A 14,373-nucleotide genomic window follows, 5' to 3' on the forward strand; every position below is an offset into this window, starting at 1 on the left:
GACTGTGATACTTCGATTCCGCTTGATGAGATCGACAACGACTCGGATCTCTACGTCGAGTGCTCGGGGTGGAACGACACCCAGGGTGACCAGGCCGCGATTCTTGGTGGTGCCGACTGCGACGACACTGACATCGTCAGCTACCCAGGTGCGGCTGAGCAGTGCGACGGCAACGATAACAACTGCGACGCGTCGATACCGGGTGATGAACTGGATCTCGACTCGGATCTCTATACCGAATGCTCGGGTTGGAATGACACGCAGGGCGATCAGCCCTCGATTCTCGGTGGTGCCGATTGCGACGACTCCGACTCCACCTCATTCCCGGGAGCGACGGAGCTGTGTGACGGGAATGACAACAACTGTGATGCATCCGTTCCGCTCGACGAGATCGACAACGACTCGGATCTGTACGTGGAATGTATGGCGTGGAACGACACCCAGGGCGACCAGGGCGCGATTCTCGGTGGTGCCGACTGCGACGATGGCGACAGCGCCAGTTTCCCAGGTGCGGCCGAGTTGTGCGATGGCAATGACAACAACTGCGACGCGACCATTCCGCTCGACGAGATAGACAACGACTCAGATCTTTACGTCGAGTGTTCCGGGTGGAACGACACCCAGGGCGACCAGGGCGCAATTCTCGGTGGTGGCGACTGCGACGACACCGATGTCGTCAGCTACCCAGGTGCGGCTGAGTTGTGCGATGGCAATGACAACAACTGTGATGCATCTGTGCCGCTCGATGAGATCGACAACGACGCGGATCTCTATGTCGAATGCTCCGGGTGGAACGACACCCAGGGCGACCAGGGCGCGATTCTTGGTGGTGCCGACTGCGACGACACCGACATCGTCAGCTATCCAGGTGCGGCTGAGCTGTGTGACGGCAACGACAACAACTGTGATGCATCTGTGCCACTCGACGAGATCGACAACGACGCGGATCTCTATGTCGAATGCTCCGGGTGGAGCGACACTCAGGGCGACCAGGGCGCGATTCTCGGTGGTGCCGACTGCGACGACACCGACATCGTGAGCTACCCAGGTGCGGCTGAGCTTTGTGACGGCAACGACAACAACTGTGATGCATCTGTGCCGCTCGATGAGATCGACAACGATGCGGATCTCTACGTCGAGTGTTCGGTGTGGAGTGACACGCAGGGCGACCAGGGAACGATCCTCGGCGGTGCCGACTGCGACGACACCGACATCGCGAGTTACCCAGGTGCGGCTGAGCTTTGTGACGGCAACGACAACAACTGCGATACCACTGTGCCGGCCGATGAGCTCGATGGCGACTCGGATCTCTACGTCAGCTGTTCCGGTTGGAACGACTCTCAGGGCGACCAGCCTGCGATCCTCGGTGGCGCAGACTGCAATAACTCGGATAGCTCCAGTTACCCCGGCGCGTCCGAAGTGTGCGACGGCAACGACAACAACTGCGACACGATCGTGCCGACCGACGAGCTCGACAGCGATTCCGATCTCTACGTGGCGTGTTCGACCTGGGCCGATAGCCAGGGTGACCAACCTGCCATTCTCGGCGGTGCCGACTGCAACAACGCGGACGGGACTAGTTTCCCGGGAGCGACGGAGGTCTGCGACGGCAACGACAACGACTGCGATACGATTGTGCCGGCCAATGAGCTTGACGGCGATCTGGATCTCTTCGTGGCCTGCGCCATCTGGAGCGACACCCAGGGCGATCAGCCGTCGATCCTCGGCGGTGCCGATTGTGACCCCGCCGACATGATCAGCTTCCCCGGCGCGCTCGAGATCTGTGACGGCAACGACAATAGCTGCAGCGGAACGGCGGACGACGGCGACGCCGATTCCGACACGGTCCTGGTCTGCGACGATTGTGACGACGGGAACTTCGACGTGAATGCGTTGCCGTCCGAATCGCAGAACCTCCTGTTTGTGGATCCGACCACGATGCAGTGGAGCGCGCCGGCGATGCTGGGTGGAACCAGCGTGAACTACGACGTTCTTCGCACCGACGCAGCGGACGACTTCGTCACGCTGCCGGTCTGCGTGGAGTCCGACGATGGGTCGGATACGCAGGCGGTCGACGCCAATGTGCCGGCGAGCGGTGCGGTTTTCTTCTACCTGTCGCGGCCGCTCAATGCCTGTGGCGATGGGTCGCCGGGAGCCGATAGCGACGCAATCGAAAGGGCTGCCGCAACCTGTCCATAATCCTGCGGGGATCGGTCATAATGGACCGATCCCCGGAGGCACTATGTCGGAGTATGTAGCACGAGTCTCATGGAAGCGCGGCGCAGACGAGCCGTACATCGATAACAAGTACAGTCGAGCCCACCAGTGGAGTTTCGACGGTGGGCAGACGGTCGAGGCATCCTCGTCTCCGCATATCGTGCCGTTGCCGTACTCGACAGAAGTGGGTGTCGACCCGGAAGAAGCGTTCGTCGCATCGCTGTCGAGTTGTCACATGCTGTTCTTCATGGCGATCGCAGCGAAGCAGCGCTACGTCATCGACCGCTACGTGGACAATCCCGTTGGGGTAGTTGAGAAGGACGCCGACGGCAAGATGTCAATGACCACAGTCAAGCTCCGGCCAGAAGTGGTGTTCTCGGGCGAGAGGCAACCGGATCGGGCGGTTCTTGAGAAGCTGCACAACTCGGCACACAAGAGGTGCTTCATTGCCAATTCCGTCAAGACTTCCGTGACAGTCGAGATCCCATGACACGATCAACGCAGCAGGTCGATCAAATCAGAAACCTCGGCAGGCTTTGCCTCGACAGCGACGATCCGCCAGGGCCGTCCCGAGCGACGGATCAGCCGCAGATTCAACGTCTGAAGGTCGGCCCGTAATTCGCGAAGGTTTCGCGGGTCGGTCCAGAGGGTGTCGGTGACCGCGACGACGACGACGGCCCGGGCTTCATTCGCACTGTCTATTTCGATCCGGCGAATGCCGGTCGCCACGTGGGGTGCCGGCGTTTGTTGCAGGTAGAGCGCCAGCATTCCCACGACCGCGCGCTTGTCCCGTCCCTCAGCGTCCGAGTAGTTCTCGTCGAGTAGGGACGTGAGCGCGCGAAGGTTGCCGGCTTCCGCGGCCGCCTCGCCGTCGGCGATCAGATTGCGGATGCGATCCTCGTCGGTCGGTCCGCCGCAGGACAATGTGAGGGAGATCAGCAAGAGGGGCAGCAGGTGTCGCATGAGAGTGTTACGCGTTGACTCGCGGGTCCGTCCAGTCACCTAATCGGATTCCCCGAGCACACCCACGATCGCGAACTGTAACCCGTAGCGAACGTCGATATCGGTCCGTCCCAGCAGGGTGGTTGTGGGAAAGTCCTCCGCAGGTCCCACTGTCACGCTTTCCCCAGGCCCCACCATCCGCGCGAACCGCTGCATGCGTATCCGCCAATCGGGATCCGCCGCTGGAGTCACAGGGAACCGCAGCTTTCCCGTTCGGAGATAGTTGTCGTACGGTCGTCGCTGGTAGCGCCTGAGCTTGTCTTCCGCCGGTCTCAGCACCGTCGCCTCGGGAAACTCAGACGCGAACTCGGCGTAGGTCGTCAGCAGCGTCGGCAACGCAGCCAGCGAGTCCCCACGTTCCGCGGCGGGCCCGGAAACGGCCCGTCCCAGTAGCTGACTCCACAGGCTCGGGGCGCCATCCGAAGCCTCGCGATCGTAGTAGAGCGCATTGGAGTTCCATAGCAACCCGCTATGCCCGAACCGCAGGATACGATCAGCCACCGTGCGGTCATAGGCGACGACGCTGTCACAGAGCGGGTGGTAGGTCACCAGGATCGGTCGACCGTCCAGCGTGTCGTTGACAAGTTCGTGCCAGTTCATCATTCGAATCGGATAGCCACGCACCGTTTCGCCGACTTGCACCACGATCACCCGATCTTCGGAGACCAGGAAGCTGCCACGATGTTCTTCGTTGAACGTGGCCATCTCCGCCACCGCCATCGTCGGCGGATTGTCCAGCGCGGGAATGCCGTCCTTCGGGACGCCGCCGGCGACCAGCACCGATCGGTCCAGGGTGAAACTTCCCACCTCGAACCCATAGCTCTCCACCGTGCGCCCATCGCCGACGGCCCCATCGCCGGAGCGCAGCATCGGCACCACGCGCCAGCTGGAGACGACAAGCGACAACGCCAGAGCGACCCAAAGGACCCAGCCGCCGCTGCGGAAGTCCAGGACACGCTTGCGATCAGCCATCGGTCGACTCCTGGGAATTAGTTGGGCGCGAACGCGATGTAGAGCATGTAGTAAATCAGAACGCCGGTGACCGAGACATAGATCCAGACCGGGAGGGTCCAGCGCGCGAGTTTGCGATGACGGTCGAATTGCTTGCGGGCGGCGAACCAGATCAGACAGGCGACAAGCGGCGGGACCAGCGCGGCCAGGACCGTGTGGCTTAGCAGGATGCCGAAATAGACCGGACGGGACCAGCCGTCACCCTGGAACGGGGTTGCACCTGCGTGTCGGTGGTAGTCCAGGTAGGAGACCAGGAAGGCAACAGACGTCCCGGTGGCAAGGAGCATGGTCGTCAGATGCGCGCCGATACGGCGTCGGCGGATGAAGAACAGACCCAGCAACAGCAGACAGGCGCAGGTGCCGTTGAGGATGGCGTGGAGTCGCGGGCGATGGCTGAGGCTCTCGTCGGTCGGCGCGGACCCGCTCACGAAGTAGACAACAAGCACGATCACGACGGCGGCCAGCACGATCCCTAGCGGGAAGGCCGAGCGTTTCATCGGTCTGCGACGATCTGTAGGACCGCTTTCGCCCATGAATCGTCGGAGTTCACGCAGGGCAGCAGGGCCAGCGTCTCGCCACCGGCCTCACGCCAGGACTCCAACGCCCGGATGCCCAGCTCCTCCAGGGTCTCCAGACAGTCGGCGACGAACGCCGGCGACAGGATCGCCGCATGACGAACCCCGGCCTTCGCGTCGCGCTCGAGGATCACGTCGGTGTAGGGCTTGATCCACGGCGTGCGGCCCAGCCGTGACTGGAAGCAGATGACCCGTTTCTCTTCCGGAATGTCGAGTCGATCGCCGAGATCCCTGGCCGTCGCGAAACATTGGGCGCGATAGCAGTTGCGGTTGGCGTCGACGATCCGATCACAGCAGTTGTCGGACTTCAGGCAGTGGCGACCCGTGTCGTCGCTCTTCACGCAGTGCCGCTCGGGAAGTCCATGAAAACTGAAGTAGACCCGTTCCATCCGATCCAGATCCAGGCCGGGGCGTGAAACGTGCGCCACCGAATCCAGGAATGCCGGATGATCGTAGAAGTGGGGGACGACGGAGATCGCGGGGACGTTCCACAGCTTCGCGGCTTCTGAAAAGACCCGCTCCAGGGACGAGCCGTTGGCGGCGGAGCTGTACTGGGGGTAGAGCGGGAAGACGATGAGGTTGTCGATCCCTCGGTCACGAAAGCGCGCCAGCACGTCGGCGATGGACGGGTTCCCATAACGCATGGCGAAGTCGACGTGCACATCTTCCGGTGCCAGGGCCTGAACCTTCCGGGTCAACGCCTCGGTATGGATCAGGAGGGGAGAGCCCTCCTCGGTCCAGATCTGCTCGTAGGCCTTCCCGGACTCTCGCGGGCGTCTTGGCAGGATCACCAGATTGAGCAGCAGCCAGCGTCCAAACGAATTCATGTCAAGGACCCGCGGGTCCGACAGGAACTCTCGCAGGTAACGCCGTACATCCCCGGGGGCCGGGCTGTCGGGAGTCCCCAGGTTGACCAGCAGCAGGCCGGTCTTGGGGCTACGATCACTTTTCATAAAGCACATGCTGAGATCGATGGAAGATCTCGTCGAGACCCTCCTCGTCGTGATCGTAGTAGCCGCGGATCGCACCACGCTGATCGACGATGACAAACTTGCCGCTGTGGGCGATGTCGACCGGCTCCCCCTCGACGTCCGCCTGACGATCCATGGCGGTCATGAAGCCGTCCACCACGAGCTCTCGAATCGCAGGATCGCTTCCGGTCAGCAGGGTCCAGCGGCTCGAATCGATCTCCCACATCTCGGCGTACTCCTTCAACACCGGGACCGTGTCGTGCTCGGGATCGACGGAGATGCTGACGATCCGGATCCCCTCGACACCCTCCCGCTGGTAGCGGTTGTCCAGTTCTGTCATTGCCTGTGTCAGGAACGGACAGATCGCCGTACATCGTGTAAAGAAGAAGTCGGCGACGTAGACCTGACCGGCCAGCTCGTCGCTGCCGAATGGCTGACCGTCCTGGGTCGTCAGGGTGTAGGCTGGAAGTTGTCCGAGGACCGGGGGAGGATCGGGGACGTTGCGCATCATCGGACGGAGGAGCGTCATCATCGCGCAGCCCATGATCACCGCCCACACCAGGGGGTTGTGGAGCCAGCGCTGCCAGCGTGTCAATTCGTTGCCCACGGATCCTCCGGTGGGGCAGTCTAGCCAGTGGCGTCGGCGGTTGCCACGGGCCCTGCGGAGCCCCCAAACACCCGCCCAATCCACCCAAAAATCGCTACAATCATTGATGTTTTTCGATTGCAAGCGGTTCTCGGAAATCCTTGCCACAAATCTAGCAGAACGCCGTATACTGTGGGCCGACTTCACTGGGAAGTTGACTTGGGTGGACCGGTGGCGGGAATGTCGGTGGCAAGGAGCCCTTCACACAGCCCTTCTCCTGCTACTGTTCGTTTCCCTGTCGCTCGTCGGCTGCGGAAAGCATTCTGAACCCGCCGCCACCGGCTCACCCCAATTTCCCGGCGCCTCACCCTTCACTCAGCAGGCGCAGGCTGCCGGCCTGCAATTTACCCACTACAACGGGATGAGTGGCGCCTACTACTTTCCGGAGATCATGGGATCCGGCGGCGCTCTGGTGGACTACGACCGCGACGGTGATCTGGATGTGTTCTTGGTCCAGGGTGTCGAGTTTCCGAGCCATGATCCCGCCGGGCCGATGACCACCGCCCCGCCGGTAGAGCCGGGGGATCGGCTCTTCCGCAACGAACTCCATCCGACCGGTCAACTGACGTTCACCGATGTCACCGACGAGGCCGGCATTGCCGGAGTCAGCTACGGGATGGGAGTGGCGGTCGGCGACTACGATCTCGACGGTTGGCCCGACCTCTACGTCACCAACTTCGGATCTAACGTCCTCTGGCGCAACGACGGGGACGGCAGCTTTACCGACGTGACGGTAACGGCCCACGTCGATGATTCCCGTTGGAGTGCCAGTGCCATCTTCGCGGATTACGACGGCGATGGTTGGCCGGACCTGTTTGTTATCAACTATGTCTCGTTTACTATCGCCGGCAACAAGCAGTGCTTCAACTTCAGAAGCACTCTCGACTATTGTGGCCCCTCAAGCTATAGACCGCAGCCGGACAGCCTGTTCCGAAATCGTGGCGACGGGACGTTCGAGGATCGCACTCCTCAGAGCCAGATCGGACGGGAGAGTGGCGCCGGGCTCGGCGTTGTCGCAGAAGACCTCAACAACGATGGGCATGTCGACTTCTACGTGGCGAACGATGGAACACCCAACCGGATGTGGGTCAATCGGGGTGACGGCACGTTTCGGGACGATGCGCTGATTGCTGGATGCGCCCTCAACGAGGACGGTGTGGCCGAGGCCAGCATGGGGGTCGACGTGGCCGACTTTGACGGCGACGGGGATCCCGACCTCGTGATGACCCACCTGGAGGATGAGACCCACACGGTCTATGTCAACGACGGGAACGGTTGGTTTGCGGACAGGTCCAACGAGATCGAGATCGGAACTCCTACCAAACACGCAACCGGATTCGGGGCCCGCTGGATCGACTTTGACAACGACGGCTGGCTTGATCTCTTTGTTGCAAACGGAGGGGTTCGCGCCGTCGCGGATCGTGATCTCGGTCAGGATCCTTACCCCTACGACCAGAAGAATCAGTTATTTCGAAATCTAGCCGGTGTCCGATTCGAGGAGGCAGAGCTTCACGAGACGGAGCCACGCGTCGGTCGAGGAGCGGCGTTCGGCGACATCGACAATGACGGCGACACCGATATCCTGGTCTGCAACAACAGTGGGCCGGCCGAACTCTGGGTCAACCGGGTCGGGCAGGACGCCGAGTGGCTAGGCCTCCGATTGGTTGAGGGTGACGCCGACGGGACCGCGACGGGTGCACGTGTCGAGGCGGTTCTGGTCGACGGTCCTCCGCTCCACCGAGCCGTTCGTTCGGCGGCCAGCTATCTCTCTTCCAGCGACCCACGTGTACTATTGGGACTGAACGGCAGGAGTCGTCTGCGGGAGATCCGCGTGACGTGGCCGGATGGGGTTGAGGAGCGATGGGACGCACCGAGTACGAGGCAGTACGTAACACTGAAGAAGGGGACCGGGAGTCGCGAACCGTGAGCGTGAAAGTCGTTCTTGGGCTCTTGCTCGTGACGGCGTTGACGGCAGGTTGCACCGGCCAGAGCGATCCCCCGACCGAGGCTACGCCTCCGGCCGGACCCACCGAATCCGCCGTGTCGATCGGTATCGATCATCCTTCGCTCGACGGACTGGACGCCGATGTCGCCGAGCGGATCACCCTCGCTCGCCGAAACGCCGAGACCGAAGATTCGGCTGCCAGTTACGGGCAACTTGGAATGGTCTATCAGGTCCATGACTTTCCGCTGGCCGCCCGCGCGTCTTACCTGCGGGCTGTCGAGATGGATTCGGCGGCAGCGGATTGGCACTATTACCTGGGATTGCTGGCGCGCCGGGCAGGGGAGCACGACGAAGCTCGCCAACACTTCGACCGCGTCCTGGAACAGGAACCCGCCGACCTCCCGTCGATCGTCTGGAACGCCGAGATGTCACTGACGGACAACGAATACGACAATGCGGAGAGTGGATTTCGTCGAGTCCTCGAACTGCAGTCCGATTCCGCGGCGGCCCTATTCGGGTTGGGTCGAGTTGCGCTGGCCCGTGAAGATAACGAACTGGCGATCGGGTACCTGCTGGATGGACTCGCCCTCGCTCCCGACGCGAATGCGATCCACTACCCGCTGGCGCTGGCCTATCGTGGCCAGGGCGATGTCGAACGGGCCAACGAACACCTGGAGGCGCGAGGCGATGTCGTCCCTCAGCCTCCGGACCCCAGGCGCGGGGCGTTGCAGCAACTGACAGAAGGTACCCGCGTTCACGGGTTGCGCGGCACGCTGTTGTTCAAGGAAGGTCGAGTCGAGGACGCCAAGGCGGAGTTCGAGGCCGCGGTCGAAGTGACCCCCGAAGATCCGCTGCCCCACAACAATCTCGGCCGCACGTTGATCGAGACCGGAGATATCGAAGGCGCGAGAAAGGCCTTCGAGAAGGCGATCGAGATTTCACCCAGGGATCCCATCGCGAACTACAATCTGGGAACGCTGTTGGCGCAGCTGGGGGACGACAACGCCGCCATCGAGCACCACCGGATTGTCGTCTCGGAACGTCCGGAGATGTTCGATGCCCACTTCAACCTGGCAAACGCGCTGCGTCGCACCGGCCAGCATGCGGCTGCAGTCCCGCACTATCGTGTGGTGATCGAGGGAGACCCCGGTCGAGCGGCCGCACGTCTGGCGGAAGCCTATACGCTGATCCGACTTCAGCGGGATGCGGAGGCGAGGGGTCGACTTGAGGAGGCCTACGAGGCGATTCCGGACAACCTCGAGATCTGTAATGCGTTGGCCAGAGTTCTTGCCGGTGCGTCGGATCCTGCGGTCAGGGATCCGAGACAGGCGATGGCTCTCGCGCAGAAGCTGCTGGTCGAGCAGCTGCACGTCGAGTACGCCACGACCCTGGCAATGGTGGCCGCCAGCATCGGTCGGTTCCAGGAGGCGGCGGCGTTACAACAGCAGGTGATCACCCAGGTGAGGGCCGGTGGGCTCGATGGGTTGCTTCCGGAACTGGAAGCCAACCTCCAGCGCTATCGCAGTGGTCAGCCCGCCACCGCACCGTGGTCGATGGACCACCCTCTGCTCTCGCCGTCCTAGTTGGACGGGGCTTCGGAGTCCGGATCCGGCGGCAGTTTCATGAACTGCAGCGCCAAGATCGAGAGCACGCAGTAGGCGGCGAAGAAGTAGAAGCCCCGTTCGATCTTCGCATCCATCGCCTCGGTGGCCTTGGCCGACAGGAATGCGACCAACACCCCGACGGTGAAGACGTCGGACATCGCCCACTTGCTGATCGCCTTGACGAATCCGAACAGTCGGTAACGCATCCGACTCTGACGCATCGCCAGAACGATGAACAAGATCCCGGCCTTGATGAAGGGCACCATCACGCCGAAAAAGAAGATCATGCCGGCGACGATGTCGTTGCCGGACTCGTGGAGCGATCGGACGGTCCCCAGGATGCTACGGGTCTCGTTCATCAGCTGCAGACCGCCGAACGAGACGCTGATGGTGATCAGGTCGTCGGTCAGGCCGGGGTAGAGCAGTCCAAATGAAACGACGATCAGCGCCAGGGCGAACCAGTTTCTCTTGCTCAACGGGCCACTCCGTTCAATGGGTCACGATCCTGAATGGTAGACGATCCAGAGCGTCAAAGGTTTCACTGCGCCGTCTTGAATCCGGCCTCGCCCTCGACGATCGTCACCTGCGGCCCCACGGGGACGTCCTTGAAGTGCTGCGTTTCGCCATTGGGCCAACGGACGGTCAACGTGTCGATCTTCCCGACATCGCCGAGGCCGACCACGGTCTCGACCGGCCCCTGTCCCATGCCGGGGTTGTGCGGGAACCGATCCCGGACGATCCGCTGTCCACCGACCTCGAAGGTCAGGCGGGCACCGATCGCCATGCGGTTGCTCTTGGTTCCCACCAGTTCGATCTGTGCCCGGGCCCGTGACGGGAAGCGATTTTCGAACAGCCGCAGCGGCCCGCCACCGACCGACGAAACCAGCAGGTCCGGCGCGCCGTCCCCGCTGAAGTCCGCGCCGATCACTGCGCGGGAGTCCGAGTCGATGTCCGCCCGACTGGCGAACGACGCGTCGACGAAGTCGCTACCGTCGGTGTTGAGGAAAAGGCGATTGCGCTCGTAGGCGCTGATGTTCAGGCCTTCCTTCGGCATCGTGAACGGATTCTCGACCCAGAACTCGCCGGCCTCCTCGTCCATCTCACGAAGTTGCGGCAGTCTCGCGTTCCGATCCAGGGGCCGTGTCACGACGGCCCTCCAAAGGCAGGTTCAGCCGTCGGGTTCATCGCGATCGGCGCTCATGAATCCCGTCGTGGCGTAGAGATCGTTGAGACCGTCTCCATCGACGTCGACCATCGTCGGGGCGTAGGCCCAGCCGACATGACTGACACCGGCATCGTCGCCTCGTTCGGCGAAGCTGCCGTCGCTCTGGACCGCATAGAGACGGTTGCCCGCGCACGATCCGCGAATCTGTGGGTAGACCCCTTCCGGGTAGTCGTCGGGTCCGACAAACGAGATGATCCGTCGCCCCATCTTGGAGTACATGTTTGCCACGTAGATCTCGGGCTTGTCGTCGTGATTCAGGTGGCCGGCGAAGACTCCCATGCTGGTCGAGTAGTCGCCGATTCCTGTCTCGCCGGTGGCATCGCGGAACGTCCCGTCGGCGCTGCCGATCAGCAGGACGTTGGTGCCGAAGTCGTTGGCGATGTAGAGGTCGGGGTAGATATCGTCATTAAAGAAAAGCGCGGCAGCCGCAAACGACTGTTGGGGGCCGCCACCGGCATGGGTCTCTCGCGTCACATCCTTGAAGCGGCCATCGCCGAGGTTGCGCCAGAGGGCGTTCTGACCGCCGGACTCGACGTCGCCGACCCACGGTCGGTTTGGCATGCGGGAGCGACGCATGTCGTCCTTCAGGTACACGATATAGATGTCCAGCAACCCATCCAGGTCGTAGTCGAAGACCACCGTGCCCAGCGGAACGCGGGAGATCCGAAGTCCCGACGTCGCGGTCACATCCACGAACCGTTTGCCGTCATCATTGCGGTAGAGACGACTGCCCAGCAGCAGATCGGGATCGGCATCGTTGTCGTAGTCGATCCAGCCGGCGAGGGTGTGCTTCAGGATCGGCCTGGGTGCGCGTAGCCCCTTCTTCAATCCAAGCTGCGTCGCGACGTTCTCGAACTTCTTGCCGTCCTGCGAGCGCAGAAGATAGGGCGTGCCGTCCAGCGAGCCGACGGCAATGTCCAGCCAGCCGTCGCCGTTGAAATCCTCGACGGCGATCTGAAAGCGGAACTCTCGCACCTTTTCCGATGGCAGCTTCCAGTTGTCGATCAGTCCTAACCGCGAGAGACCGCGACGTGCGGTGACCTCCTCGAACAGCATCCGATCGCCCTGGCGAATCGTCTCTGCCGTCACCGACAATTTCGAGAGGACCGCCGCGGTTGTCGTGATCTCCTCCGGTGTCTCGACCCGGAACTCGGCCGCATAGTGAACGTCGATCTCGATCGGGCGACCCGCGGCATCCCGGCCGGCAACGGAGAACAGCAGGGCCGCGTCCCAGCGTTGGGGCGCGTCTCCGATCTGACGGAGCTTCAGCACGCGGAGTCGGTATCGATCCACGAAGCCGAGACGTTTGTACAGCTCGGTCATGTGGCCAAAGACCGCAGCGGCGTTCGCTTCCTTCGGTTTCGCACCCTCGTCGACCGAACGCGACCTGGAGGAGATCTGTGAGACGCGTTTCTCCGTGGAGTCACCGGACAATAGGTGTCCCTTGAATCCCGGGCGGGCCAGAGCGGTGACGGGCTTAGAGTCGTCGGCCAGGGCGTCAAATAGCCCGACGCCGAAGTGTTTCTCGATCTTGAACGCGACGTGCTCCGCGTCCCAGATGACCAGCTGTTTCTTCGCATCCAACTCGACATCGGAAAGCTGGGGCGCCTGCTGGGCAGGGGCCGCCTGAACGCACGCAGCCAGGACTATCGCGCCGATGGCGACGAGTCGTCCCGCCCTTATTTCCTGGGTACCGAACATTCGAAAGAAGATACCGGAAATGCCCCGGTCGTGCAGCTAGAATGCCCCCGATGACACACACGCTTCCTGACCCGCGACAACGTCGGGCCGATCGTTGGGGGCCGGCCCTCGTCGGCGGGTTTGGGATCGCCGTCGCGATGTGGGGACTGGGTTACTTCGGTCGCCTGCCCACCATCCTGCTTCCTGCACCTCCACTCCTCGTCGGATTGGTGTTGTGTCCGGTGATCGGTGGCCTCTGGTTACGTCGCTACCCAAATGTCGGTGGGATGTCGGCGTCGCTCGCGGGCTTCACCGCCGGCGCGATCAATCTGCTGGTGCTGGGTAGCTTCGTCGTCGACGCTCAGGGAAGTGGCGCCCCGTCTCCGGCGATCTGGATCCCCGGCTCGATCCTGATCACGGGCGTGTTGGCCGGTCTTGGCTATGCCGTGGGTACCCTCCTTCCTCGTGCAGCGGGACCCGTGCGTTCCTGGTCGTCGGCCCTGGCGTGGGTCGCGGTCATCGCAACGATGGTCTTGCTGGCCGCCGGTGGCATCGTGACATCGGAAGAGGCGGGGCTGGCGGTCGTCGATTGGCCAAATTCGTTCCAGTACAACATGTTCCTCTATCCGTTCTCGAAGATGACGGGACCGGTCTTCTACGAACATGCGCACCGTCTTCTCGGTGCGCTCGTGGGACTGACGACACTTGTGCTGACGGTCTTCCTGTGGTGCGTGGATGATCGCAAGCGGGTCCGTCGCTTCGCGTTGGCTGCGCTTGTCCTTGTGACCGTGCAGGGCATCCTGGGCGGCCTCCGGGTCACGGGGAAGTTCACGCTGAGTGACGACCCGTCGATGACCTCGCCAAGTCTCATGTTGGCGACGGTCCACGGCGTCTTGGCCCAACTGTTCTTTTCCGTCCTCGTGGCGTTGACGGCCTTTACCTCACCGCTGTGGAGGTCGTCGGTCACGCCGGTCGCCCTCCCGTCTGCCCGTGGAGATCGGCGGTTGGGGATCATGCTCATCGCCGCTGTCGTCCTGCAACTGGTGCTCGGGGCCGTCCAACGGCACTTCGATCAACTCCTGATGATCCATATGGCCACCGGAATCGCCCTGGTCACGCCACTGGCGATCCACGTCGGGATGCGAAGCTGGGGACGGAGCGAGACCGGCGGTCGAATGGGTCGACTCGGGGTGCTGCTTGCCATTTCCATCCCGCTCCAGCTGGTCCTGGGGATCGCAGCGTTCGTGGCGACGCGAATGGCGACAGCGCCCGATGGCTCCGTGAGCGGATGGATGCTGTTCGCTACCGCACATCAGTGGTTCGGCGCGTGGATTCTCGGGTTAGCCGTCCTGTTGCTCTGCTGGAACATCCGTCTCGTAAAACCGTCGCAGGATGCCTGAGCGGGACCTCCGCGGATGGCTTCGGGTGCTCGGCCCCGGACTGGCCGTTGCCGCCACCGGTGTCGGAGCGGGGGATGTCGTCGCCGCCGCGGAGGTC

General features: G+C 62.6%; 13 protein-coding genes. 5 read left to right on the forward strand and 8 right to left on the reverse strand.

The window, feature by feature from the left end; all coding sequences use genetic code 11:
• Together OES25_16420 and OES25_16425 are read left to right on the forward strand one after the other, a co-directional pair.
• Positions 1–2,199 (forward strand): putative metal-binding motif-containing protein (locus OES25_16420; protein MDH3629225.1); only part of this gene is annotated, 2,199 nt, incomplete at its 5' end.
• A 43-nt stretch (positions 2,200–2,242) separates the two neighbouring features.
• A complete protein-coding gene (locus OES25_16425) occupies positions 2,243–2,707 on the forward strand; it encodes an OsmC family protein (GenBank protein ID MDH3629226.1) in 465 nt (154 codons plus the stop codon).
• A 5-nt stretch (positions 2,708–2,712) separates the two neighbouring features.
• Here OES25_16425 and OES25_16430 read toward each other — a convergent pair whose 3' ends face one another.
• From OES25_16430 to OES25_16450, 5 genes are read right to left on the reverse strand one after another with little or no spacing between them, the layout of a single operon-like run.
• On the reverse strand, positions 2,713–3,180 hold the full coding sequence (locus OES25_16430) for a hypothetical protein (protein ID MDH3629227.1): 468 nt from the start codon (positions 3,178–3,180) through the stop codon (positions 2,713–2,715).
• Positions 3,181–3,219: 39 nt separating this feature from the next.
• Positions 3,220–4,191 (reverse strand): DUF3179 domain-containing protein, encoded by a 972-nt coding sequence (locus tag OES25_16435; protein MDH3629228.1) that lies wholly within the window; start codon positions 4,189–4,191, stop codon positions 3,220–3,222.
• A gap of 17 nt (positions 4,192–4,208) precedes the next feature.
• A complete protein-coding gene (locus OES25_16440; protein ID MDH3629229.1) occupies positions 4,209–4,727 on the reverse strand; it encodes a DUF420 domain-containing protein in 519 nt (172 codons plus the stop codon).
• Positions 4,724–5,758 (reverse strand): ferrochelatase, encoded by a 1,035-nt coding sequence (hemH, locus tag OES25_16445; protein ID MDH3629230.1) that lies wholly within the window; start codon positions 5,756–5,758, stop codon positions 4,724–4,726. The genes OES25_16440 and hemH overlap by 4 nt, the downstream gene beginning before the upstream one ends.
• On the reverse strand, positions 5,748–6,383 hold the full coding sequence (locus OES25_16450; GenBank protein MDH3629231.1) for an SCO family protein: 636 nt from the start codon (positions 6,381–6,383) through the stop codon (positions 5,748–5,750). Before OES25_16450 ends, hemH begins: the two co-directional genes overlap by 11 nt.
• Before the next feature lie 400 nt (positions 6,384–6,783).
• Here OES25_16450 and OES25_16455 point away from each other — a divergent pair, with 400 nt between their 5' ends.
• Entirely contained in the window at positions 6,784–8,349 is a 1,566-nt protein-coding gene (locus tag OES25_16455) for a CRTAC1 family protein (protein ID MDH3629232.1), read from the forward strand.
• Positions 8,346–9,950, forward strand: coding sequence for a tetratricopeptide repeat protein (locus OES25_16460; protein ID MDH3629233.1), 1,605 nt, complete (start codon positions 8,346–8,348; stop codon positions 9,948–9,950). The genes OES25_16455 and OES25_16460 overlap by 4 nt, the downstream gene beginning before the upstream one ends.
• On the opposite strand, the gene OES25_16465 is transcribed toward OES25_16460, so the two are convergent.
• The 3 genes from OES25_16465 to OES25_16475 form a co-directional block, all read right to left on the reverse strand.
• Entirely contained in the window at positions 9,947–10,447 is a 501-nt protein-coding gene (locus tag OES25_16465; protein ID MDH3629234.1) for a paraquat-inducible protein A, read from the reverse strand. The genes OES25_16460 and OES25_16465 overlap by 4 nt on opposite strands.
• A gap of 62 nt (positions 10,448–10,509) precedes the next feature.
• The gene (locus OES25_16470) at positions 10,510–11,118 is read right to left on the reverse strand and encodes an ASPIC/UnbV domain-containing protein (GenBank protein MDH3629235.1); all 609 of its coding nucleotides are present in this window, start codon (positions 11,116–11,118) and stop codon (positions 10,510–10,512) included.
• A 21-nt stretch (positions 11,119–11,139) separates the two neighbouring features.
• Positions 11,140–12,897: a VCBS repeat-containing protein gene (locus tag OES25_16475; GenBank protein MDH3629236.1), complete on the reverse strand. Its 1,758-nt coding sequence runs from the start codon at positions 12,895–12,897 to the stop codon at positions 11,140–11,142.
• A 50-nt stretch (positions 12,898–12,947) separates the two neighbouring features.
• Between OES25_16475 and OES25_16480 the strand changes: the two genes are divergently transcribed.
• Positions 12,948–14,276, forward strand: a complete 1,329-nt coding sequence (locus OES25_16480) for a COX15/CtaA family protein (protein ID MDH3629237.1) — start codon at positions 12,948–12,950, stop codon at positions 14,274–14,276.
• Positions 14,277–14,373: the final 97 nt, after the last annotated feature.

The organism is Acidobacteriota bacterium, from assembly GCA_029861955.1.
Taxonomy (GTDB): domain Bacteria; phylum Acidobacteriota; class Polarisedimenticolia; order Polarisedimenticolales; family Polarisedimenticolaceae; genus JAOTYK01.

Excerpts from the sequence above, each read along its gene's own strand:
- OES25_16480 (MDH3629237.1), top strand. The coding sequence starts at position 12,948 with ATGACACACACGCTTCCTGACCCGCGACAACGTCGGGCCGATCGTTGG.
- OES25_16455 (MDH3629232.1), top strand. The coding sequence starts at position 6,784 with ATGAGTGGCGCCTACTACTTTCCGGAGATCATGGGATCCGGCGGCGCT.
- hemH (MDH3629230.1), bottom strand. The coding sequence starts at position 5,758 with ATGAAAAGTGATCGTAGCCCCAAGACCGGCCTGCTGCTGGTCAACCTG.
- OES25_16430 (MDH3629227.1), bottom strand. The coding sequence starts at position 3,180 with ATGCGACACCTGCTGCCCCTCTTGCTGATCTCCCTCACATTGTCCTGC.
- OES25_16435 (MDH3629228.1), bottom strand. The coding sequence starts at position 4,191 with ATGGCTGATCGCAAGCGTGTCCTGGACTTCCGCAGCGGCGGCTGGGTC.
- OES25_16440 (MDH3629229.1), bottom strand. The coding sequence starts at position 4,727 with ATGAAACGCTCGGCCTTCCCGCTAGGGATCGTGCTGGCCGCCGTCGTG.
- OES25_16425 (MDH3629226.1), top strand. The coding sequence starts at position 2,243 with ATGTCGGAGTATGTAGCACGAGTCTCATGGAAGCGCGGCGCAGACGAG.
- OES25_16475 (MDH3629236.1), bottom strand. The coding sequence starts at position 12,897 with ATGTTCGGTACCCAGGAAATAAGGGCGGGACGACTCGTCGCCATCGGC.